Genomic DNA, 23,317 nt, shown 5'->3' with positions numbered 1-23,317 from the left:
ATCAGCTTATAGATAACTCAAATCCAGAGGCATCTGCCGCACCTTTTATAGCAACCTGTGAAATAGACTCACCTTGGCTTATGCGCTCAATACAGCGCTCGGCCAATTGCGGCATCAAATTACGGTTAATGATCTGCTCGATAGCACGACCCCCAATCGTAGGCTCGTTACCTTTAGCAACCACATAATCCACGAAAGCTTGGTCGTAATCGAGTTGTGCACCATACGTTTCTTGCAATTTTTGGGCAACGCGTTTGAGTGAAATAGCGGTGATCTGCGCAAGCTCTTCAGTATTTAATGGATAATATGGAATGATATTACAGCGCCCCAGAAAGGCGGGCTTAAAGTAGTTTTGTAACGCGGGTCTAATATTGTCAACCAGCTCAACTAAGTCGGGTCGAACATCACTGACATTGCAAAAATCAACGATTTCGCTATCCGCTGCATTAGACGTCATAATGATCAACGTGTTTCTGAAGTCTATATTGCGGCCTTCGCTATCCTGAATACAGCCCTTATCAAAAATTTGATAGAAAATATCATGCACACTGGGGTGTGCTTTTTCCATTTCATCAAGCAATAGCACACAATATGGATTGCGACGTATCGCTTCTGTGAGTACCCCACCTTTACCGTAGCCAACATAACCGGCTGGCGAGCCCAGTAACATTGAGACTTTATGTGCTTCTTTAAATTCAGTCATATTGATGACCGTCATATCTTGCTCACCACCAAATAGTTGATCAGCAAGTGCTAATGCGGTTTCCGACTTACCCACGCCACTTGGACCACACATCAAAAATACGCCGACAGGTTTACGCTTATCCGTTAGTCCTGCGCGTGATACGCGAATGCTCTTTGAAAGCTCATGCATCGCATGTTTTTGACCAATAATTCGTTGCTGTAATGATGACTCTAAGCCAAGTAATTTGGCCACTTCATCCTTTACTAAATTACCGATTGGGATGCCTGTCCACGCCCCAATGACTTCTGCGATTGTTTGTTCATCGACAATGGCATGCACCATCGCCGATTCACCTTGCAATTGCTTCAGCTCCTCAAGCTTGGTCGTAAAGCTCCCTTCTCTTTCACCTGCTTGGATCTGTGCTAATTCATCCACCAAGGCTTTTTCTTTATCCCACTGCGCGTGAAGGACGGCCAGCTCAGTTTCTAGCTGCGCCTTTTGTGCTTCTTTTTCAACTAGCACGCTGGCTTGATTCGACAACATGTCGTTTTCTTTTGTCAGTGATACCAGCTCTTTTTCCAAATAGCGAATACCCTGCTCAGTCGCTTCAATACTGGCGGGTTTAGCACTTTGCGTGAGCGCAATACGCGCACAAGAGGTATCAAGCACGCTAATGGCTTTATCTGGCAACTTTCGACTCGGTAAATAGCGAATCGATAAATTGACCGCGGCCTGTAATGCCGCTTCAGTAATAAACACATTGTGGTGAGTTTTTAACGACTCTGCGACCCCACGTAGCATTTGTAGGGCATCATCAGCATTCGGCTCATCGACTTTCACAACTTGGAATCGGCGTGTTAATGCGGGGTCTTTTTCAAAATACTTTTTGTATTCTTCCCAAGTGGTTGCCGCCAATGTTCTAAATTCTCCCCGCGCTAAAGCTGGCTTCAATAAATTGGCCGCGTCATTTTGTCCTTCGGCACCACCAGCGCCGATTAAAGTATGCGCTTCATCAATAAAGACAATAATGGGCACTTGTGAATTTTTAACTTCGTTGATCACATCTTTTAAGCGGTTTTCAAATTCACCTTTAACACTTGCGCCCGCTTGCAACAAACCCAAATCTAATGAATGAATTTGCACTCCAGCTAACACCGGAGGCACTTCCCCTGCGGCAATTTTTTGCGCTAACCCTTCAACCACCGCAGTTTTACCCACGCCAGGCTCCCCTACAAAAATAGGATTGTTTTGTCGCTTACGGCACAAAATATCAATCGCCTGTCTTACTTCGTCGGAGCGCCCTGATACGACATCTAGATCGCCGTCTTTGGCTGCTTGAGTTAGGTTCACCGTATATTTATCCAAGGCGCCTGTCACCACACTTTGAGGTGCACTACTGGTGCCCTTTGCTGGCGTCTTTGCCGCAACAGATAAGCTTTTTATATGCTCTTTTAAGCTCTCTACTGAAACATTTTTTAGTGCGGCGAATTCCTTTTGTTTGAATGACAGAGGATCGGGCTGAAGCACACACAACAATAAGTGCAAACCCGCAACAGCACAGTGTGAGAACTCGACTGACGCCACCAGCCATGCCGATTTAACCAAATCTATCAGTTCAGGGCTGATAGTCGGTTGACCAGAGTGACTGGGTGCCAACTGATTGAGTTTGCTTTCAAGCTCTTGCACAAATTGTGCGATATTGACTTGTTGCGACTCTAAAAATTGCTGTAGCTTGGGGTCTCGGCCTTTGAGTAGCGACACAAACCAATGCTCAATTTCTATCGCGCCAGCGTGCCCATTCATGGCATCCGCAGCCGCGTATTCCAACGCATTTTTTAAATTGCCGTCTAAATATGAAATTAGTTTTGAAATAGATACTTGAGACATAATTATCCCTAACTCTATAGAGCCCTTACCGTTCGTTTGTGGTTACCATTGTGCGTTGCTAAGTTAGCATTTACACCCAACACAATGCCCTTTTTATTGTTCGTCAGTACCAAGTCAGAGGAAACGGAGCCATCGTATTGTGCTTCAACCTCAACGGCCACTTCATGATTTACATAGTGGCTACACATTAACTTGATTGCCGTTAATAACCTGACATATTCTGCATCTTGCTTTTCCAACTTGGCAAAAGCCGTGGCATCTTCAAATACCACTGTCACTGTAAGTGTTCTTCCCAACTGCGTAAAATGCCCACCGAGTACGGCCCCTCGACCGAGTTGGCATTGCCCCAATCGGCTACGAGCACTAGCAGGAATTTCCCTCACTTGCGTTTGACTCATTTTCAGTTGAATTGCATGGGGAAAATAGTGTTTTAGCAGACGTTGTAAATTTTCCAATGAGTAATGTTCAGCTCGTGTCATCAGCGTAGCAGGCAGCATAGATAAACTGCCGTAATGCTCTGTTAAAGAACTGAAGTAACTCTTAAGTAATTGCGCTTGTTGTTGCTGCGTAACTGTCGCTTCCGCGCGAAAAACCTGAGAAGCAAAAGATTTAATTTGCAATGATTGATGTACAAACGTGTTGTCAAAAATAGCCAGAAAGCGAAGATAAGCGCGGTTGTTTCTCAAATACGCTTCTTTGAGCCAATCGAGAATAAAGTGGGGTAACCCACCTCGTTCTCCAAATAAAGTTTCTTCATTACTATCCACCACAAAGTGCTGCTCTGCCAACTGCTGATAGTCTATTTTTCGCTTGCCATACGTATCTGAAAATAAATGCTGTTTAAAGCTAATCTCTTTGGCGCCAAACAACCTGAGCAACCGAGTGAAATGCAGCGTTGATGATACTTTGCTAAATAAACGTTTACTTAGCTGCATACTCTCACTCCTAACTGTGCATCAAAACACTTCGCTGGCCAGTTGTAGCTTGTGTAATTAACTATCAGCTGACTGCATCGATCAAAAGGTGTTTGCGCAGCAAGAAAGTCGTTAAGTAAATCCGCAAAAAGCGAAAAGTCGGCGTTTAATTCGGAGTTATCTAGCGTCAACGTTAACGATAACCCAGGCACAAAAATCATGCGACCTTCAACCAAGAAAGGCGCGTTGATTTTCTGTGCGCAAACATCATAAATCGCATTGAGTTCTTGGTGAGTCGCATTGGCATTAACAAAGAGTTTTAAAAAGCCAGTGAGCGCTGCTTTGGCGTCCTCTGCTTGCAACAGCTGCGATAAGTTAAACGACATCAGTTTGAGTAAGCTCCAGTAGTTTCGCTCATCCATCATCGCACCACTTGGCTGTATGGTTACGCCAGCAACATGAAACTCCCCCGCCAACGCTTCTTGAGTATTAACAACCACTTGATTACCAACATGAATTTTGTTGGCCAGCTGTGCATCGTAACAGCTTGTCTGTGCAAAGACGGTAAACCCATTGGGGTACGCTTTGGTTGCGTTGTTGATGGGCAATACTAAATGCGGCACTTCATCCAAGGAGGTCGCATCTCGCGACGCATCAACTTGACCTAGCTTTATACTTTGGGACCAATAAAGTTGTGATTGAAAATCGACAGTTTGCGTGCCAACAACAGGGGGGATTTCTTGCTGCCCTGATGACGTGACGGCATACACTTTATCGATAGAGTAAATTTGAATATTTCGCTGACTGGCATCCGCTATAACGGGGTAAGAGAGCTCTTGGTAGTTGACTCTGACAGGTTCAGACGATTGCTTAAACAGGTTACTAAACAAGGTCTTATTAATTTTAACTGACAGGTTTTTTTCATCAAACAACCCTGCTCCTAGCTCATTTAAGTAAAAATCCAAGTAAACACGCTGGCCATTACTGACGTTCAACTTATGTGGGTTTTTGAGAATAAAAAAGTGACGTTTTGCTGGAATAGCAAAGTATTCTTTGAGCTTAAAGTAAACAGGGATCTCATTACTTTGGATTGGCGAAATTATAAAGTCGTCATCCGCGAGTAAAGAACGAAAATTGCCTTCACCAACATCATATGCAAACTCATCATCAGCCACACACACAGCAACTTTAGTCACTGCTTGATTCAATATGTCTGATACATTGCGCCCAATGGACTCGTTACTAAAGTGCAGTTGAATCGGTTGTTGCAACGCATGCTGCATATCCACATCTTCACTCAAAGGCGTTAGCTCAACGCGCAAGCAATATAATGCTTCTTTGCTATCAAAGTGAGTGGGGATGGGGTGCTGGAACGGCGTTTGCTCGAGCTTAAAGTTCGTCACTCGCATTGGGGTAAAGGTCACGGGCAGTGAATTGCACAACCTCACCGTGTTATTTTCTTCACCCTTGTTGACGATATCCAGCTCAACTTCAATCTGTTTGTCTAAAAATACCGGCTTGTTGAAGTCATCAATGTTGGGCTGAAAATGGGCTTTCACAACCATAGGTAATGTTTTGAACAGGTTTGGCGAAACAATTTGTGCAAACTCTTCGACATGGCGTGTGCGCAGCGTGTCTATCTCCATCGCATTTTTAGCCGCAACCCAAGCAAAACTATCAATTAACCGCGTGACGTTTGGATCTTCTTGGCCTTTATCATTGAGGTTGATGTGTTCAGCCTCACGACGGAACCGCTTACGAAAGCCTTCTAACCCATGTCGAATACTCGCCAATTCGTCTTCAAAATGTTTTAGCATGCGGTTAATCATATTGGCTTTCGTTCTCTATTAAGACGGTCAATCTTGTTAAGTCTATGTCTGTATCAAATTGCAAAAACTCGTCTTTGCCACCGCGCGACAACAGGGCTGAAATTTCAAAGCGCATGGTATTTGAGAGGTGCTTGTCTTCATCCTGCGCTAAATAATTTACTTCAATGCTGTGAAGTCTTGGCTCAAATTGACTAATTTTATTTTTTATCCTGAGCGCTATCTGTTCACCGCTATTTAAACGACTGAACAAGGCAATGTCCTCCAGACCAAAGCAAATACTCGACTGGTTAACTAAATCGCTGTTATTGTCGTGTAAAAACGCAGCCTCCGTTTTTAGGATAAGGCCAATGTTATGATGTATAGATTGCACGACCTCATTGCCAAGATCTTGCGATACATCTTCTCTGTCCATGTAAAACGCACTGAAAAAACTCATCTTTCTACCGCCGTTGATAAACTCACAGTGCTCGCAACTCGATCAAATTGGTATTGAGGCACAAGATCAACATGACAGCCATAGCGCTTAAACTCTCCAGACTCCTCCACCACACTCACTTTGGCCGACTTTAGTGGCATTTTTGCCAAAGTCACCTCATCGGATACGATGGAATTTGAGCAGTATTGCTCTAGCCAGTGAGTCAGGCGGTTCTCACAATCATGCGCCTCCATTGACGAGCCGATCATTTCGCGTAACTGCACTTTGAGGTAATGCGCTATTCGACTGACCATAAGCGTGGTTTGGAGCAAGTAGCGGTTTTCTCCATCCTGCTCTGCTTTGATTGAGCTGTTTGATTGAAAAAAATACCGACCATTTAATGGGTTATGAAAAATAGGAATGAGCCCTAACTGTGATATGAATGCGGCAGTACTGGCCGATAAACGCGTTTTAAACACCACCGGTAGCTGCTCTTTTTTAACACCATAATAGCTGATGGTGCTACCGCCTGAGCCATCGAGCTTACGAGATTTTAAAAAGCCAAACCAACGCACACGATTAAACTCAATCATCACATTTTTTAAAAATGTCGTTGCTGCGTTACCCCATCGAAAGCTATCCGCCGACGCTTCGTTAAAAATAAATCCCGCGGGGTAGTAACAATATGTCTGGCGATATCCCACCTTATTAAATACCAAACCAATAAAATGGCTGTTTTTCGCTGCACGTAGACGGTGCCAACTATCAAAATCATTTGCAGCCAACACGCGTTGCACTTTCGCGGTATCACATAAAAAAGACTCTCCTATCGCTCCGAGGAAGGCTTCATCAGCATCCAGAACGATAGGACAGAGGCTTTTCTCACCAAGCTCCGCCAACAACTCTAATGTGTAAATATCATCAAACTCGTTAGCATAATCTATATCTAAGCTTATGTTGTGGTCGATCACCACAAGACCATAGGGCTCGCCTCCCATGGTATTAAATTCTCTATTCGCAATCAGGTTGTACAATCTCGCTTGCTTAACCGAAGGAGAAATATTGAGGTCTTGAGAAATTTCAGGCCATGAAATATTGAGAATTTTTACTTTGACCGTTTTATAGTTGACCGGCAGATTGACCAATTCATGCAAGGCGCGCCAGCGGGCTTCCAAAGCAATAAACTTTGGGTTTTCCATCACCTCTGACAACTGCTCGCTCAGCATTTGATCGATCTGAGCAATCATATGCTTTATCTGCGCGATATTATCTGAGCCTTGTTCTGTCATAGAGATGAAGATCCATGCTGACTAGTCAATTAATCTGGTGAAAAGAAACGAGGTACGTATACCTCGTTTCAACATCAATGGCTTTAATGCTTATAACCATTCATTAAAGCCACTTGGGATTAGCCCGGTAGGCTTGCAACCATACGTACCGAAGTCGTCAGCTCTTCCATTTGTAACCAAGGACGCAAATGGGCGACCGCTGAATACGAACCAGGACGGCCCGGCTGTTCAATCACGGAAATTTGCGCTTCAGCGAGCGGTGTTTTCGCACGCTCTTCGTTACCCATCGCACCAGAGTTTGTGTACATAGCGATCCACTCACTCATTTGCTTCTGAATATCAGCAGCTTCCATATTTGAACCTATGTTGTCACGGCCCATTACTTTTAGGTAATGTGCAATTCGACTGCTGGCCATGATGTATGGCAAACGTGCAGAGATTGCCGCATTCGCTGTTGCGTCAGGATCGGTGTACTCTTTTGGCTTTTGTGTCGTTTGACCACCAAGGAATACCGCATAATCCGTATTCTTGTAATGAACTAAAGGCAAGAAACCTAAGTCACTCAGCTCTTTTTCACGCTCATCGGTCAGATTAACTTCAGTTGGACATTGCTGTGTGATGTCGCCCGAGTCCGTCAAATAAGTCAGATTCGGTAGCGCTTCAACTTTACCGCCGTTATCCATACCACGAATAGCAGTACACCAACCGTACGCTTCAAACGCTTGGTTCATGTTAAGCGCCATTTCGTACGCAGCATTTGACCAAACAACCTCATCGTTATTGGCCGGCTTAGGATTACCCGCGCTGTCTGTTGCTAACTCTTCGAATTCAAATGACTTAATCTTTTTGCCTTTACCGCCATACGGTAAACGCGCCATAGTGCGCGGCAGCGTTAATGCGACGTAACGGGCATCATCACTTTCGCGGAACGAATTCCAAGAAGCATAGCTCGGTGAGTCAAAAGCTGGGGCAATAGGCTTGCCTTCACTAAACGTTGCAAAGCTATTCAACTCGAACATTTCAGGCGCAGCCGCCGCAATAAATGGCGCGTGACTTGCTGCCGCAACTTCGCCCATGTAACGCATCAGCGCAACATCTTCATCCCTTTGGCTGAACTCATAATCACCTAAGATCAGGCCATAAGGCTCACCACCCGCCGTACCATACTCATGCTGGTACAAGGTGTTGAATAATGGGCTGCGATCAACGGCTGGCGCATCTTCAAACTGCTCTAATAACTCATCTTTGGTGATATTCAGTAGCTTCACCTTTTGCGCAGTGCCTAACGCACTATTGCGGATCAGCTTTTGTAGCCCCAACCATGAACCTTCTAGCTGCTGAAAGCTTTCCTGCTGCATAATGGTAGAAAGCTGCTGTGACATTTTTTTGTCTATCTCAGCGACTGCATTGGCAATCGTATCTGTTAGATTTTTGTCCCAGGTCACGGTGCCAGACATTGCTTCTTTGGTTAAAGAAGTCAGTAACTCTTTTGTTCTATCAGGTGCAGTCTGGCTAGTTGCGTTAATTGCACGATCTAAAAACGAACCGCTTTCTTCCGATGCACCGCCACCTTGCTGTAATTCTTCAGACATTACTCTTCTCCTTTAACGCCAAGCTCATCAGACAATGCACTCAGTGAATCAGCACTTTGTAATATGTCTTTCAGTAATTTCTCGAAGTCACGCGAACGATCAGCTTTACTCAACAGTTCATTCAGCTGGTTGCGTGTTTCAAGTAGCTTTTTCAGAGGCTCAATGCGCTGAACTAATGCATCTGGCTCAAAATCTTTCATAGATTCAAAATCTAAGTTGACTTCAAACTGGCTGTCATCAGCTTCAATCACATTGTCCACTTTCAGTGTTAATGAAGGTTGAATACGGCCCAGTACATCATCAAAATTATCTTGATCGACTTGAATAAACTCACGATCTTCAACTTCTTTTGGATCTTCTCTGTCTCCAGAGAAATTACCGAGTACCGCTGAAACAAACGGCAGCTCTTTTTTCTCAGTTGCGCCGTTGGTTTCAACGTCGTAAGTAATACTTACGCGGTTTTTACTAACGCGCTTATGTTGCGAATTAAGTGCCATGATAGATTACCTTACTTAAGATCTGCAGCAGAAGTAAGCTGGTTTGTCGTCGCATCGTATTTAACTGATGCTGCTTTCTCTAGCTTACCGCCCTCATCTTCTACGAAGAAGATTTGCTCTATTTTAGTATAGGTTAGTGAGAACGATTCTGATGGCTGACCACCATCACTGCCAGAAATGCTGAAGTTCGCCAGACGCGCTTCTTCTAGTGAAATAACGTAGTAAGGCACGATACCTTTACCATCACGTGATGGCTTAGTCATCACTAATTCAACGGTTTTACCATCTGCTCCTGGTTGGAACAGGTATGTAAGCAAGTAAGGTGTTGCACCATCATAAGTTTTTGAAATGCTGATTTCACCAAGCGCAACCATACCGTTATCTTGGTTATTCGCATTGCCTATATCTACAGAAACGCCACGCATAGCGCCCCATGATAGGCTATCTACTGCGAACCAACCTTTTTTGCTGTTTAAATCGACAACTGTTGCAGCCCCTTTGATGCTGTCGTTGCCGTCGATTCTCATGAAAATTGACGCCATTTGTATTCTCCATAGCTATGTTATGTTCCCTACTTTTACGTAGGCATAAAATTAAATCTGTATTACCAAAGCGGCCCAGATGACGCACTATCGTCACTCTTAGGCACAGCCTCTGGCGCAGGTTCAGCTTCTGTTGGCACAGCAGCTTGCACAACCTCTTCGCTTGCAACTGTTTCAACTACCACTGGATTTGGACTAGATACTGCAATACTCTCTTCCGACAACAACTCACCTAGGTCATTGTCAACGCCCGTTAGCTTGTTTATTTCCGCAAGCACAGGTGAATCTTTTGCCACGAGTTCCCCAATTAAATCGGAGAATGACATGTTGCCCCATCGAATTGCTCTTGCGAGTAAATATGGGATTGGGCTATGCGGTTCAGTCTTTTTGAAAAAAACCGCAATTTTGTTTAAATCTTCTAACGCACGCTCACGGGTGTAAGCATGGGAGCTTGCTGCTGCGACAGCGACAGCTTGAGCTAATGGGGCTGGCGGCACTTTCACACTGCTTTGTGATGTGGGCTCTGCATTAGGGGTAGCTGTTGCAACAGCTTCGGGCTGTGTTTGCTGATGTGCTTCTACCCCAATGCGCTCATCTTTACTCTCAACATCCGGAAAAAAGTGTTGATACATCAGCTTTATTTGCTTTATTGCGTCACGAATAAAACGGAAGCCCAACAACGAAAGGCCATGTTTATTGCGATAGCCATTAATGAACACATCAATGTCTTTCAGCTTTGCTTCAATGTCACTCAAAATAACAAAGCGCTCTGTGAGCTCAGTTTTTCGTGACTGTAAGGTACTCGCAAATTGCGCCTTTTTTTCCTCAACACTGCCATCTTTTTGCGCCGACAAATAATCACTGAATGTAAAATCGTCCATCAACGGATACTGCATTAAAGGCACATTGAGTAAACCCGAATTAGGGCTATCGCCAGTAAGTTGTTCTAACGGTTTAGTCTGGTTTTCACAGTGTTTTGTGGCAGCTTCCGACTCGTCTAACTTGGCCACCTTTTTATCAGGGAGCCGAGGGTGGATCGATTCACCTAGCTGATTTACCGCATACAAAAAATCATCTAATCCAGAATTAAACAAAGACAGATCAACTTTTCGATAGGCCAAAGCAGAAAGCCACCAAACAAACACTTCTATGTCTCGTGAGTCATTTTTCAGCGTGTCGCTCGTTGCCTGTTGAAGCTGAAACCAATCTTCTGCATTTTGGCGCTGAAGATCTTGATCTTGTGCCGAATTAGGTGTTTCTAATAACTTTCTTAAACTCGATTGCGCAACGTTCAATAAGTTACGCAGCTCCCTGAACTTAGTTCGTTCTTCTTTTAAAAATATACCAGCGTCAAGCTCAGAATCTTGCGAAAAAAGTAACATAGGCAACCGATTACAACCCTATATTCAGTTATTATTTATTCTTTATCCCATTGTGGAGCAGAATGATCCAAAGTCAAGATCTTCATGTCACCACAAAAAGACGCCGATACAAACTACCCAGTTTTTATCAAAAAAGCACGTAACCCCTTATGAACACGGCCTTTTCGATAAACACATACCGCCTGAAAATCTGCTGACAATAACGAATAATTGTGGAAAAAAAATGGACGCGCGAATATTTTATGAACTATATACACAAAAAATAAAAAACATTTTAATTATATATTTTTAACTTTGATTCAACTTTTACTATCCACTATAGTGGCGATATTCAAAGTCATATCAATGAGGTGAAAATGAAAGACAATTTCATCAGGGATGGCATCAGAGGTAACTTAGTTGTAAGAGACTTTGTTCCCGCCACTCGGATCGGTAAGTTTGATCTAAAAGCCGAACCACACAAGAAAAAAATTACCGTGATCGTGAAAGTCTTTTATCGATTTAAAGATAATACACAAGACCAACTCACATGGACGATGACCGAAAAGAATGACTTCAAAAGAAACGCGCGCCGCGTGATATTAGAAAAATGGTCTAATAATTATAAAATTCGCTGCACTAAGCAAAATTGGGAAGAATTTGTGATGGACATTGATTTTGTCATCGCCGAGGTCAATAACCCAGCTTACTGCCGGTACGTTATTGAAGTATCAAAACTTGCACAGTATAAATCCAGTGGTGGTATCCATCATGGGGTAGTACCGCATGTTTGTGGCGTAAACAACTTCGCCAATGACTTAGACATCACCAAAAAACAAGACCGTATTTTTAACTATAAAGAAGGCTTAATTCGCGCGGGTTTAAGGGGCTTATTGCCAGCAGGCGACGGCGATTACTTAACTTTCGCTGCTGATAAGCATATTCTTAACACCGACCTAAAAACCTACCTTGATCGCTTTTTAGCCATCGTGCGCGCTAGACGCACGCCCGATGTTGTTGGCATAAAAGCCTATGTAATTGGCCTAAAGGGAAAAAATGACAGTACATTTACGTACAACTTAGAGTCTAAGCGCGCCACTTCTGTGGCTAACTATATCAACCAGCGCATTGTCGGCGATAACTTTGCAATTGTCTCTAACACCTCTGCACAATGGGCAAAAGACGCCGTTAACTTTTTAAAAACACGCCCCAGAAACCATACCGTTCAGGGGCAGTGCGGCGGCGTGCTGATCGTGATCCGCACGCCGAATACGGTTGACCGTACGGTACCTCATAAGTATGTCGTTATGGCGCACGAGTTTGGCCATATGCTCGGGCTACCGGATGAATACTTTGGTGTTCACAGCAATTCGACCATGGCAAAGCTCGGACTCGATGCCGTTTGGCCTGCAACTTTACGCTCGCAAACAGTGACCACTGGTAATGATCGTCTACGACGTATGCAAGATGGTTTTACACAGATGGCCACCGATGCCAATGTGACTTTGCCTAACTTAATTTCAACCACCACCACGGCAAAAAGACCGGAATCAGATCAAACTTACCAACAAGTTCAAGATAAAAATGACCAAATATCACAACGTAAGCAACAACTTAAAAATAAGTTTGGCGAGAATAGCTGGATATATAAAAAATACAAAGACTCACACCCTAGACTCTACGCACCGCCCAGTTTAGTCGCCATATCGAACAGTATTATGCACAGTGGCAGCGAGATCCAAAAAGCACACTTTGTGACTATTTGGTCAGCACTTTGCCAAGCAACCAACGGGCATGTACAAAGCACGGAATGGGAAATTATTGCAGCTAACTAACCCTTATTTTCTTAGCTAAATCAAAAAAGTGCAGACTTTAAAAGCCCGCACTTTCTTTTTTGTTTAGATTCAAAATCCGATGTTATGGCTCAAAGCCACAGCGCCAAACACGTACCGTTCTTGTTTCAGTGCGACAGTTTGTTTTCACTTCACGCGTATGTTCCGTCGTGTTTAACTGATCACTGGAAAGGCCTAAACTACCTGAATAAGTATACCAATCAATAGAGCGCGTACCATCAGAGCGTGTATACCAATAAGTACCTGATTGTGATTCATATTGTGAGGTAGGACAGCTACTTGTCTCATCCAAAACTAGGCTCTTTGAGGCGTACGTTGTATATGGCAAAAAGAAGTCCGGTTCATTCCACAAGTGGCCGAGGTATAAATAACCGCTATAACCACAATGTCTCTTTGTAACTGTGTAGTTTTCGGTGACCGTATCGCATACTTGTACGTTACGTGTTTCAGTATGCCAATAACCACCTACTTCACATTGCATGCGCGCCTGAGCAGACCCGGCAAACGCCACTAGTAGTGCTGATAATACAACCATATTTTTAGCTTTCATGTTCATCCTTTATATTTTTATTTTTAATTCCAACATCATAAGCTCAACTTACGCTGCTGTTCTTCTGAGAAAAGCGCTTTTATTTGAGCCAACTTTTCAAAGTCTGTCTGCACGCTTGAGTTTGTATAAGGGCTGCCTGACGACCCCAAGCTTACTGCGCCAGAAACTGTGTAAACTTGTGCTGATAATCGTTGGATCTCTTGTCGCTGAAAGGCACTTAACTCTAAACGACTCAGTGACTGAGTTAACAAGTCCCTTTTTTGGCTTGCCTGCAACTGTGCTTGCTTTTGTTCATACCCTTGATACTGCGCCAATTGCTCTGAGCTCAACGTTTGCTCAATGGTTCGTTCATAATCCATGGTGTTTTGGCTGATTTCATCCATGTATTGTTGATGAAAATAGTCCGCATTATCCGGTTGCGATTGTGCTTGCTTTGAAAACATCAGCCACGCATCAAGATCTGCCTGTGCCTTTTTACTAAGCAACTGCTCCAGCGCTTCGCTTTGCTGTTCCGCAAGCTGCAATTGATTGGTCAGAGAAAACAGCACGGGCTTGACTGTAAAAACGTTTAAATTATTTTGGATTTCATCTCTTAAACCAGCTTCTGTCTCTTCATCTAATGTGGATTCAGATGATGAAGGTGTGAACTCTAAAGGCTGTTCTAACAAATCATCATTTGCAGCTATCGGTAGCTCAAGTAATGCAACTTGCGCCTGTAAACGCTGATTTTCTGCCAGCAATTGCTGAATATCAGTCGGTGTAGAGTCTGCTGTTTTATATGCATTACTATAACTATGAGATAGCCCATGGCTAGACCGCTCAGTCTCAGGCGGTTCAGCCTGTTCTTGCAGTATGTAAGCGACGACAAAGCCGCCAAAGAATGCCAAAATTAGTTTCAGTATGTTCATTACGATTCGACCTGCTTCATTGACCATACCATCACCTTACAATTGGGTGATGCATGTTGTAACTTGAGTCTAAACTTCAAGTTTGTTTAATCATCAATATGGCAATATCTTACGCGAAGTCATTGTTCAATAAACCTGCAAAATCTGACAGATACTAACTCGAGGAAGTGGATATGAAAAGGGTACTTTTGTGCTTAAAAAGGACATAACATCACATGTGAAAGCCCCACTCCACAGCTAATTGCCCTACAGTGGAGCACACACGCCATGCATCAGTCTAAGGCCAACACGACGCCTTGTAGATAATTGAGTTTTTGGCATTGCTGTTGTAACAGTTCAATAAACGCCATAGTGTGGGTTGGCGGTACGCGCTGTCCGAGCCAAAGGGCATAAACGTTTCGAATAAACTGAGCACTGCCCAGATAACAAAACTTTTCGGTGTACTCTGATGATAGCGCCGCAATTTCTGTCATAGGCAGTATCCCAGCACCGTTACCTGATCCCACCAGCTTGCGCACCAAGGTAATATCGCCCACATAAGAGACGTACTTAAACTGGGCTACGAACGCACGCCACTCATCCGTTGCTGGCAACTGAGTCTGCCGAAAAGGTAAAAACAGGGTTTGTGTTTTTATCGCAGTCCGCGCCACCACCGCTTTAACCACGATCTGCCCAAGCCGTTTTTGGTATACGCCCGAATCATCCAACTCACCAACACGGATGGTTAAATCAAAGCGTTTTTGGCTCAACAACTCTAAGTTGTTTGCAGGCTCAACATGAAGCTGAAGCGCTGGATAGCGACTTTGAAACGACTGTAATGCGTCATACAAAGGCCCAATCATCAAGTTTTGTGGGCATAATAAATGGAATGATTTAGTTTCTAGGTTGGCCAAGGTATTACACCGTGCTTGCAGGGCGAGCAATTCGCTCGCCATACTATCAACGATGACTTGCCCATGATTGGTTAGCGTCACCCCCCTGGCGCTGCGCTGTAATAGCGGATACCCGAGTTTCTCTTCCAGTGCAACCACCCGTTTTGACAAAGTTGGGGCAGTCACTCCCAAATCATCTGCGGCTTTAGCAAAACTGCCTCGACGGCTGATCTCCACAAACAATCGTAAGTCATCAAGCATATTTATCTTCGCAACCTTAGCTTTCCATTTTTGCCATTCTGCTTTGCTGGCAACACCTTACAATCATACCAACAGTCAAAGGAGGAAACATGCAAAAACTTATTTTTACGCTACTGCTGTCACTATGCTTGTCATTTATGGTGTCAGGGTGGGTGACGTATATTAATTTAGGGCTCGTCAGTGACTTTACGTTTCGCTGGGCTCACGCATTTTGCAACGCCTGGCCGGCCTCGTTTGCCGCAGCCTACTTACTATCAAGCCCCATTTCAATCATCACTCAACACATTATGGATAAAACCCATGGCAAATTGCACTCACGTTAACTTTATCGCCCATATCACCCCAAAGTCAGCGCATTATCAGAACTGTATCGACGCAATTCAGGCAATTATCCCTGCAACTCGCGGTGAAGTTGGTTGTTTACGTTTTGAACTCTATGAAAACACAGCGTGCACTCAACTGACTCTGGTTGAACGCTTTGCAAGCCAAGCCGCATTTGATTTTCATCATCAGCAGAGTTATACCCAAAAAGTGTTTGAACTATACCAAGATTGGTTGGCCAAAGAGGTGGAAATTGTCTCTTTGCTGGCACGGCCAAACCCAATCTAAGCACGAGGGGCCATGCCCCTCGTTGGCATAACACAGCAATACGCACAACGACGATTTTTATAACTAATTGTATTACTTTCCTATTCGCAATCGACACATCATTTACTTATACCGCCGATAGTGTGAGTATTCACATACTTACTTTTTAACAGCTCAAATTAGAGGAAGATGTCGTGGATGTACGCCAGGTAGCAGGTGAATTAGTTGAAGTTTACATGAATTTAGCTCAAGCCTATGAAGCAGAATTCTCGTCGCTCACAGGCAAGTTGCCAAATCGACAGGGCGTTTTTGCGCTTGATACGCCGCTGGATAAAAGACATATCGGATATTTAGCCTTTGACGGTGAACACCCCGTTGCACTGGCCAATATATCAATCGATGATGGTGCCTTTGAAGTGTGTGAGTTCTACGTTATTCCAAGCATCAGAAAAAGAAAAATAGGCTCGCAGTTTATCGGCAAAATTTGGCAAGCGCATCCAGGCAATTGGCAGGTAAAACAAATCCAAGGTGCCGATCACGCGGTACAATTTTGGCGTAACGCTTTATCAATGAACGGCGTTTCATTTACTGAGTCCGAATACGAAGATGTATATTGGGGCAGAGTTAATCGCCAAGTATTTACCATTACTTCACATAACTGAGTATCAATTTCGCATTTGCACGCTTTATTATCGCGCTTATTCGTCAAAAGAATAAGCGTTTGATGAGTCGATAAATACCACACTTGAGATTATTAAAATTCACTAGTCTCAGCTGCACATAGGCAAACCTGCCTGCATCCTGCCTAGATAACGGTGATTAAATGAAAATGAACTTTTTTTGAACTTTTTTTGCTTATTTAAATTTTAGCAACACAAACCTTATCTACACCCCATTAAATATGGTCAGAACAACCCCAAATAAAAAATATTATTATTCAAAAATACAAAGCGGTTGCTTTAAAAAAAGCCGCAAAAAGCCAAATATTTTTCGAATTATTCAACAATTGTGCCCAATACAAAAACACCCTTAATTTACAGTGGGTTGTGCTAAAAACAAGATAATGATTATATGGAATTGATTACATAATAAGGAAAATGACGTATGAAAAAAACAATGGCTTTACTATCAACTGCTGCGTTAACTTCGGCGCTTTGTGCACACGCTCAAGTCAGTTCCGAAGATCTTAATTTAAAACCAGCGGGGGAAGTAAAACTCTCCAAAAAATCTCCCACCTTTAACATCAGTAAAAAGTTAAATAAAAAAGAGGTATACAGTACGGCAAATACCGAGGTGTCTACAGCCAGTATTACACCACAGTGCCCAACACTTGCAACGGGCAGTTTGTATACTTTATCTGGTTTAAATGCGGGTGATACAGCATGTTATCATTTTGAAATAACGGCACGAAGTAAGACAACGGCATTGTTGCTCAATCAGGAAACCGGAAACAACATTGATCTTAGCATCATACGACACAACGCAGATAATACCTACACGGCACTAGGCACCTCAAATAATACTGGAAATGCCGATGAAACTGTCGTTGTTTTGACCGAACCGGGTCACTACTACTGGTTTATGGAAGCACAAGAATCCACCGGTGCCGCATTTAACTTTGGCGCTGCAGTTGCAACCGCACTCGATGACTATGAATTTAATGATACCGCTGCAACGGCAACCGTATTAGCCGATAAGCAACATAAGATCATTGCAAATATGGACTCTGCAACTGATATAGATATTTATAAATTCACATCGGTCCGAGGTCAAGATGTGTTGCTTAACTTCTCGGATAACAATTCAGATGAGTGGATTGCTGAATACTACAGCGCAGGTTGGCAACCTTTTACCAAAAACGCCGATAATACGCTGGGCAACTTACAACCCAACCAAGAGATTTATGTCAGAGTGCGTCCCAACTTGGCGTTGCCTGTTAACCCAAATAATCAATACACCCTGACATTCGGCAGCAAAGTGGTGTCGGCATCAAATCACTATGTCTCCGGTGAAAGTAATGTAAACCGCGTACCTTACTCATCATTCATCTCGGGCTTACCTTATGCTACGACCCAAGCGTATCGCAAGCTTACTTGGGGGATCACACTAAAAGACTCAACAGGCCAACCGGTAGAAGGTGCAACTGCAGTACTGAAGTTTGACCAAGATATCAGAGAGCCAGAGAATCTCATTGTGTATACAGACTATGAGGCAGTTTCTAACAGCGCAGGGGTGGTTTCAGGCACAGTGAACTTAGGCTCTTGCTATAGCGACCTCACGCTAAGACACACAGAATACAGCTTTGGCTATAAAAATATATGGGATACTGACTTAGTTTATGGTGTTTGGCGAATGGAAGTGCCCCATTCTGTTGGGCTAGGTGTTGGCGGCGACAACGTCGAATACGTCTGGTTTGGTCACTTATGCGATCAAGATTTAGTAAGTAGCACACCATCGTAACCTATTGAATTATATGAGCAGTGTTCAAACACTGCTCAGCTTTATTTGCAGGTATTTGGAGTAAATGAAAAAATAGTGTTAAATTTTACTAAAGTAATTTAAAGAACCTACCGATAAATAAGGCCTCTTCACGTATAAGGAATATGTTATGAAGATAGGTAACCCAGCCATTAGTCAGGCCCAGCTTAATACAACAAAGCAAGTACCTGACAGCAAAAAACCCATTAGCGATGAGATTAACACTGCTGCCCAACAGCAACATGCCCAAAGCAATATAAATGATGATCCTGCTCTGGCAAACAACGCTAATCTACACGACATTGAAGTAACATCTGTGAGCGTTTATGAGCCTGACCGATTTGCGAAGGTGTCTCAAACGCTTTATTTTGGTGAATTACCCAGTTTATTTAGAGATATGCAATCTCATTACCAAGACTTTATGAGTGAACTGGAAAAATCAGATCCACAGTTGGCACAACAAGAATGGGGCTTTTCTGTTGATGAAAGCGGCCAGCTAGTTGTAACAGGCTCTATCAGTGATGAAGACAAAGCCTATTTGGAAGAAAAGCTCAATGAAAACACAGAGCTTGTGCAATTAGCCAAGCAGGTTCCCGATGTTTTGATGAAAGGCATGGCTTACGACAGAGGTGCCGACGGTAAGGCCAATGCGTGGGGCAAGTATGATGTAAACACTGAAAATCTAAAAGATGTTCTGGATTTTAGAGAAGTGTTAGAGAGCACTTACACCGAACGAGATGATATTTCCTACTTCAAAGGCAACTTTAACACCTTTGAATTTGCCGAAAACGTGGCAAGCCAATTAAAAAGAAACGCCGAGGTCAAATTTAGTTATTAACTTGATACCTAAGCTATTTTTGAGTGAATGTGCACTTAGGTCGCAACACAGAAAACCCCGTAAGTGCACCCCCCAAATTGGGATGAATGTTGAGCTAAGTGCTCATGATCAAGCATTGTTTTATTTACCAACCAACGCCATCAAAGCTGCCGACTTTTTAGCGATATAATCTCGGCCATACGCGCCGTTTTCTAAGTTATCGTACAAAAATGCTGGTAGAGATGGTTCAAATTCATCGCTTAAATTAGCAATCCCCAACCCTAATGATGCGACGGTATCTACATCACCGCAAAAGCTCACACTATGTTTTAAAACGCCCTGTAAACTGCGATTATCTTTAAACGCATCGAAGCCCAGCATTGATAAAAGTGTGACCGTATTCTTAGTTGTTCATCCTCAAAAAGGCATTTTCTCGCCTTGTGACTTAGGACTTTATAAGTTACAAAAATGTCGCCTAGCACTTTATTGTTCACCCACAAAAAATGTCGCCCCGCAATATAGTTTCATACTGAGCGGGGCTGTAGGGTCTGTGTTTTGGTTTGGGAATTTGAGGTTGGGAAAATAGAGTTTCATACTCAACCCAACCATATATCTAGAGAGTCTCAAAAGTTAGATAATAAAGTGTCATACAAGGCTTTTTATACTCAGTAATGTATCTCTATAATTTAAAACTTTATGCCTGAGCGATAAAAAGTCTTCTTTCTCGAACTTACTCTCTTTCATATTGTTTCTGACAGTGTAAATTCCTCCTGTGGAGTCAATTTCCATTGAGTGAGCCAGTCTATTTCTTGGTTGGATTATATCTTCACAATATCGCTTTAGGTTTTCTACATGAGTAAACAGCTGTTCATCTTCTAATTCATTAAGAACTTTCAGGAGTAGCTCTATTTTTGGCTGGCTAGTCAGCAAGTGAGTATAATCAGAAATATCGCCAGTTCTGTCACTTTTCCCTATTTCATTGGCCTTCTTCTGATGAAATTTCAAGACAGTATCGAAAATATGATCAATAGTGCTTTTTTTTACATTACTACAACTAATCTTACTAAAGGAGTTATGGATTATTTCATCAATGAGATGATCAAAATCGGCAACGGCGGCTAAGTATAACCCCCTCATTTGATTTAAATCTAACAGGCGGTTTAAACGAGTTTCAATCAAGTGTATTAGCTGATTTGGAAGATCTGCGCGGTTAAAGCAATAAACACCATCGACGTTTATCTTAGCTCTCAAGTTTTGAGGTGTATCACTACTATAAAATGCTATATCTGTCGCTGTACAGTGCCTTCGAATAACTTTAATCAGTTCGCTACCATCTTTAGCACCCTGTTGCATTTTATAATCTACAACCAACAGGTCATACTGGATAGATTTAAAAAGACCTTTTAACTCAGAATCATTATTTATTTTGCTAACTTTCTTAAGTTCTAATTCAAACCCCATTCTAGCAAGCTTTTCTCTCACACGGTTTTGCGCTTTCTCAACCTGATTTTGACGATCATCAATCCAGAGAATATTGTATGTTTGTTTCATCGTGCGAACCTCACAACAAACTTAGCTCCACCCTCATATTCCAGATCAACTTTTATACTTCCACCCATACTATTGATAACTTGTCTAACATGATAAAGTCCTAACCCAGAACCATCTGTAGTCGTTACGCCCATATCAAAAACAGATTCAATATCAAGTTGCAAATGATCTGCGAAACCTAACCCGTCATCAAAAATATCAATCTCTAGTCTATCTTTGCTAGTAGTTCTTGATGCAAATGTAATTCTAGTACAACCAGTATTTGGCTTCGCAGCATTATGGACAAGGTTATCAATAACAATCATTAACTCCAGTGGCATAAACTCCATTACCCACTCAGTATTATCGGTCGTCCAAGAGACCTCTATATCAGGGTGATATTGGCTGGCCACATTTTCCAAATATTGCTTTGAAAACTCAATAATATCATCCGTTATACTTTCAGCACTCATCCTGTAATCAGCTAGCGTTGCTATTCGGCTAATAGTTAAAATCTGTTGATTTCTAAAGCTAATTTCTTCTAATAGAGATTTTGCATCGTCTATGCTCAACGGTTCCCCATGGTTTAAAGTATCTAGCTTATGCTGAATGTAGTGACTGATATTCGAAGAATATATTCCGATCTGATGGTGAAAGTTTCGGACTGTATCTATTTCAACTGAAGATGCTTGCTTCAAGAATAAATTTCTTTTCTTTTCTTCAGTTAAGGCTGATTCAACAATACCAATTTTCTTCTCCGCACTTTTTAGTGATTGAGAAGCTTTATCTCTCTCCTTTTCAGCAGCTAGTTTTTCATCTCTGGCTCTCTTAGCTTCAAGTTCTGCTGCAAACCTAATTTTCTTTTCCCGCTCAGCTTCTTCTCTCGCAGCAGCCTCAGCAGCCTTTAGATCATTGTATCTATTTAGAGCCAAATCTATTTTATCTTGCAAATTTTCTGCATCGGACTTTTCTGCAAAGACCTGCAAGTTTCTGATAGTGCTTTCAAAGCTTTCATCTCTTATGCTGATTGTATCAATCATCGATTCACTAAATTCTAGTAATTTAATATTCTTGCCAGAAATAAGCTTTGAAAGAACTTCTATTACGCGCGTTTTCCCTTGATCCGTCAAAATACGGCTTAAATCAGCAGAGTCAGAGTCAAGCTTATCAGGCCATGATACTTTGCTAACATATGCTTCTAATCGCTTTAGAGCCTTTTCAAATACATATTCACTCAACTCTGTTGATGCTTGTGTAGGTATTAACCCTTTATCTCGACTACTTGCTTCTCTGAATTTAGAGTTGTCACCCTTTACATCAATTAACCCCAACACCTCTCGAGTACCCAGGTATCTAGCATAACCTTGTGCCTTTCTTGCGTTAAGTTGAAAATAATCATCATTGGGGTCTCCAATAGGCACAACCCGAAATCCGTTTAAAAAAAGGAATACTGAACCAAACTGATTTACCGGGACTCCCATTGACCTAGTAAAATTAATCTTAGCAACAGTATTCATATAATATAATTCAACAGATAGCGATGTTGAATGAAGAGCTTTAAAAGTTGAAGGTTCTTCAATCTTATAAACTCTCTCTCCCCTATCTATTAGCTCAGTGGTAATTTTTGTACAATCATTAGAGAGTATAGTTTTTATTCTTGTCGTTTTAGCCGCTAGCCTTTCAAACACTAAGTTACTAATTTTTCCATTGATAATATCAAAGTAAGGAGAATCTTGGTCAACATCACTGTTATTTAATAGCTCCTTTTTATCCCTGTCTTTTTCCGCTGGAGCATGTATATAGATATCGAAATCTTTTTTGATACCAAAAGGGTCTATCAACTTCGCAATTGAAGCTTTGAGCTTTTTCAACTTCGCCCGATCCCATGATTCTGGGTCTCTTAATCTGGATATCTCTAAAATAGTGCCAGTATCAAACTGCAAACCGGAGAGCTCTTCTGGTAAACTAAAATCTCGCTCTTTATGATGCTCTATCAGAACATCCTGAAATTGCATGTTCTGATCTACTTCAAACTCTCCCCAATCTATAGTAACCAGATTAACTTCTGTTTCAGAGGAGCTTTTTGACTGAATAGTAAGGTTTGCTCCCAAACGATCACATGAGAATCGTCCGACTCCTTTATTCCCCGCATAGGACTGCCTTGTTGCCCTCAAATTTTTACGATAATCATTACTTAATGCTTTATCTTCTGTTTTATCTGACTTCGCAGAATAAGCAACAAACAGCCACTTATTCTCAATGTCTGATTTAGACATGCCTTTGCCATTATCAATAAGATAAATTTTATCTTCATCAAAATACAAATCTACTCTGTCAGCATATGCATCAAATGAATTTTTAACCAGCTCAAATATAGCGACAAAGTCGTCCACTATTAGCTCTTTTCCTATAATATCTTTTAGACCAGAGCTTATTTTAAACTTCACTT

Annotated in this window: 21 protein-coding genes; 6 read left to right on the top strand and 15 right to left on the bottom strand. The window is 42.3% G+C overall.

Annotated elements, in window-relative coordinates; all coding sequences use genetic code 11:
* Position 1: 1 nt before the first annotated feature.
* The 9 genes from tssH to ACW689_RS07905 all read right to left on the bottom strand — a co-directional run bounded on the left by tssH (position 2) and on the right by ACW689_RS07905 (position 11,032).
* The gene (tssH, locus tag ACW689_RS07945) at positions 2–2,572 is read right to left on the bottom strand and encodes a type VI secretion system ATPase TssH (RefSeq protein ID WP_476290095.1); all 2,571 of its coding nucleotides are present in this window, start codon (positions 2,570–2,572) and stop codon (positions 2–4) included.
* Positions 2,573–2,586: 14 nt separating this feature from the next.
* Positions 2,587–3,507, bottom strand: a complete 921-nt coding sequence (locus ACW689_RS07940; RefSeq protein WP_476290093.1) for a type VI secretion system baseplate subunit TssG — start codon at positions 3,505–3,507, stop codon at positions 2,587–2,589.
* The gene (locus ACW689_RS07935; RefSeq protein WP_476290091.1) at positions 3,498–5,315 is read right to left on the bottom strand and encodes a type VI secretion system baseplate subunit TssF; all 1,818 of its coding nucleotides are present in this window, start codon (positions 5,313–5,315) and stop codon (positions 3,498–3,500) included. Before ACW689_RS07935 ends, ACW689_RS07940 begins: the two co-directional genes overlap by 10 nt.
* Complete coding sequence (tssE, locus tag ACW689_RS07930; RefSeq protein WP_476290089.1) at positions 5,308–5,751, bottom strand: type VI secretion system baseplate subunit TssE; 444 nt, start codon at positions 5,749–5,751, stop codon at positions 5,308–5,310. Before tssE ends, ACW689_RS07935 begins: the two co-directional genes overlap by 8 nt.
* On the bottom strand, positions 5,748–7,019 hold the full coding sequence (locus ACW689_RS07925; RefSeq protein WP_476290087.1) for a type VI secretion system contractile sheath domain-containing protein: 1,272 nt from the start codon (positions 7,017–7,019) through the stop codon (positions 5,748–5,750). Before ACW689_RS07925 ends, tssE begins: the two co-directional genes overlap by 4 nt.
* Positions 7,020–7,138: 119 nt before the next feature.
* On the bottom strand, positions 7,139–8,611 hold the full coding sequence (gene tssC / locus ACW689_RS07920; protein ID WP_476290086.1) for a type VI secretion system contractile sheath large subunit: 1,473 nt from the start codon (positions 8,609–8,611) through the stop codon (positions 7,139–7,141).
* Entirely contained in the window at positions 8,611–9,108 is a 498-nt protein-coding gene (tssB, locus tag ACW689_RS07915) for a type VI secretion system contractile sheath small subunit (protein WP_476290084.1), read from the bottom strand. Before tssB ends, tssC begins: the two co-directional genes overlap by 1 nt.
* An 11-nt stretch (positions 9,109–9,119) precedes the next feature.
* Positions 9,120–9,650, bottom strand: coding sequence for an Hcp family type VI secretion system effector (locus tag ACW689_RS07910; RefSeq protein WP_476290082.1), 531 nt, complete (start codon positions 9,648–9,650; stop codon positions 9,120–9,122).
* A gap of 62 nt (positions 9,651–9,712) precedes the next feature.
* Complete coding sequence (locus ACW689_RS07905; protein WP_476290080.1) at positions 9,713–11,032, bottom strand: type VI secretion system ImpA family N-terminal domain-containing protein; 1,320 nt, start codon at positions 11,030–11,032, stop codon at positions 9,713–9,715.
* 356 nt (positions 11,033–11,388) lie between these two features.
* On the opposite strand from ACW689_RS07905, the gene ACW689_RS07900 reads away from it, so the two are divergent.
* Positions 11,389–12,846 carry a hypothetical protein gene (locus ACW689_RS07900; protein ID WP_476290078.1) on the top strand — a complete coding sequence of 486 codons (1,458 nt, stop codon included), beginning with the start codon at positions 11,389–11,391 and terminating at the stop codon, positions 12,844–12,846.
* 82 nt (positions 12,847–12,928) lie between these two features.
* Here ACW689_RS07900 and ACW689_RS07895 read toward each other — a convergent pair whose 3' ends face one another.
* From ACW689_RS07895 to ACW689_RS07885, 3 genes are all read right to left on the bottom strand, one after another.
* A complete protein-coding gene (locus ACW689_RS07895; RefSeq protein WP_476290076.1) occupies positions 12,929–13,414 on the bottom strand; it encodes a hypothetical protein in 486 nt (161 codons plus the stop codon).
* A gap of 35 nt (positions 13,415–13,449) precedes the next feature.
* Entirely contained in the window at positions 13,450–14,349 is a 900-nt protein-coding gene (locus tag ACW689_RS07890; RefSeq protein ID WP_476290074.1) for a hypothetical protein, read from the bottom strand.
* Between the two features lie 245 nt (positions 14,350–14,594).
* Entirely contained in the window at positions 14,595–15,455 is an 861-nt protein-coding gene (locus tag ACW689_RS07885; protein ID WP_476290072.1) for a LysR family transcriptional regulator, read from the bottom strand.
* 89 nt (positions 15,456–15,544) lie between these two features.
* Between ACW689_RS07885 and ACW689_RS07880 the strand changes: the two genes are divergently transcribed.
* From ACW689_RS07880 to ACW689_RS07860, 5 genes are all read left to right on the top strand, one after another.
* Positions 15,545–15,778, top strand: coding sequence for a DUF2798 domain-containing protein (locus tag ACW689_RS07880; protein ID WP_476290070.1), 234 nt, complete (start codon positions 15,545–15,547; stop codon positions 15,776–15,778).
* Complete coding sequence (locus ACW689_RS07875) at positions 15,756–16,064, top strand: putative quinol monooxygenase (protein WP_476290068.1); 309 nt, start codon at positions 15,756–15,758, stop codon at positions 16,062–16,064. The genes ACW689_RS07880 and ACW689_RS07875 overlap by 23 nt, the downstream gene beginning before the upstream one ends.
* A 173-nt stretch (positions 16,065–16,237) precedes the next feature.
* The gene (locus ACW689_RS07870) at positions 16,238–16,705 is read left to right on the top strand and encodes a GNAT family N-acetyltransferase (RefSeq protein ID WP_476290066.1); all 468 of its coding nucleotides are present in this window, start codon (positions 16,238–16,240) and stop codon (positions 16,703–16,705) included.
* Between the two features lie 442 nt (positions 16,706–17,147).
* Positions 17,148–18,503, top strand: coding sequence for a hypothetical protein (locus ACW689_RS07865; RefSeq protein WP_476290064.1), 1,356 nt, complete (start codon positions 17,148–17,150; stop codon positions 18,501–18,503).
* Positions 18,504–18,651: 148 nt separating this feature from the next.
* A complete protein-coding gene (locus tag ACW689_RS07860; protein ID WP_476290062.1) occupies positions 18,652–19,359 on the top strand; it encodes a hypothetical protein in 708 nt (235 codons plus the stop codon).
* A 120-nt stretch (positions 19,360–19,479) separates the two neighbouring features.
* Here the strand turns inward: ACW689_RS07860 and ACW689_RS07855 are convergent, their stop codons facing one another.
* The 3 genes from ACW689_RS07855 to ACW689_RS07845 all read right to left on the bottom strand — a co-directional run bounded on the left by ACW689_RS07855 (position 19,480) and on the right by ACW689_RS07845 (position 23,315).
* Positions 19,480–19,719, bottom strand: coding sequence for a hypothetical protein (locus tag ACW689_RS07855; protein ID WP_476290060.1), 240 nt, complete (start codon positions 19,717–19,719; stop codon positions 19,480–19,482).
* A gap of 264 nt (positions 19,720–19,983) precedes the next feature.
* Positions 19,984–20,889: an ANTAR domain-containing protein gene (locus ACW689_RS07850; protein WP_130127185.1), complete on the bottom strand. Its 906-nt coding sequence runs from the start codon at positions 20,887–20,889 to the stop codon at positions 19,984–19,986.
* The gene (locus tag ACW689_RS07845) at positions 20,886–23,315 is read right to left on the bottom strand and encodes an ATP-binding protein (protein ID WP_476290058.1); all 2,430 of its coding nucleotides are present in this window, start codon (positions 23,313–23,315) and stop codon (positions 20,886–20,888) included. The genes ACW689_RS07850 and ACW689_RS07845 overlap by 4 nt, the downstream gene beginning before the upstream one ends.
* Positions 23,316–23,317 lie beyond the last annotated feature (2 nt).

It is taken from the genome of Pseudoalteromonas sp. ABE4_541 (assembly GCF_056312285.1).
This window is presented reverse-complemented; position numbering and strand designations above follow the sequence as displayed.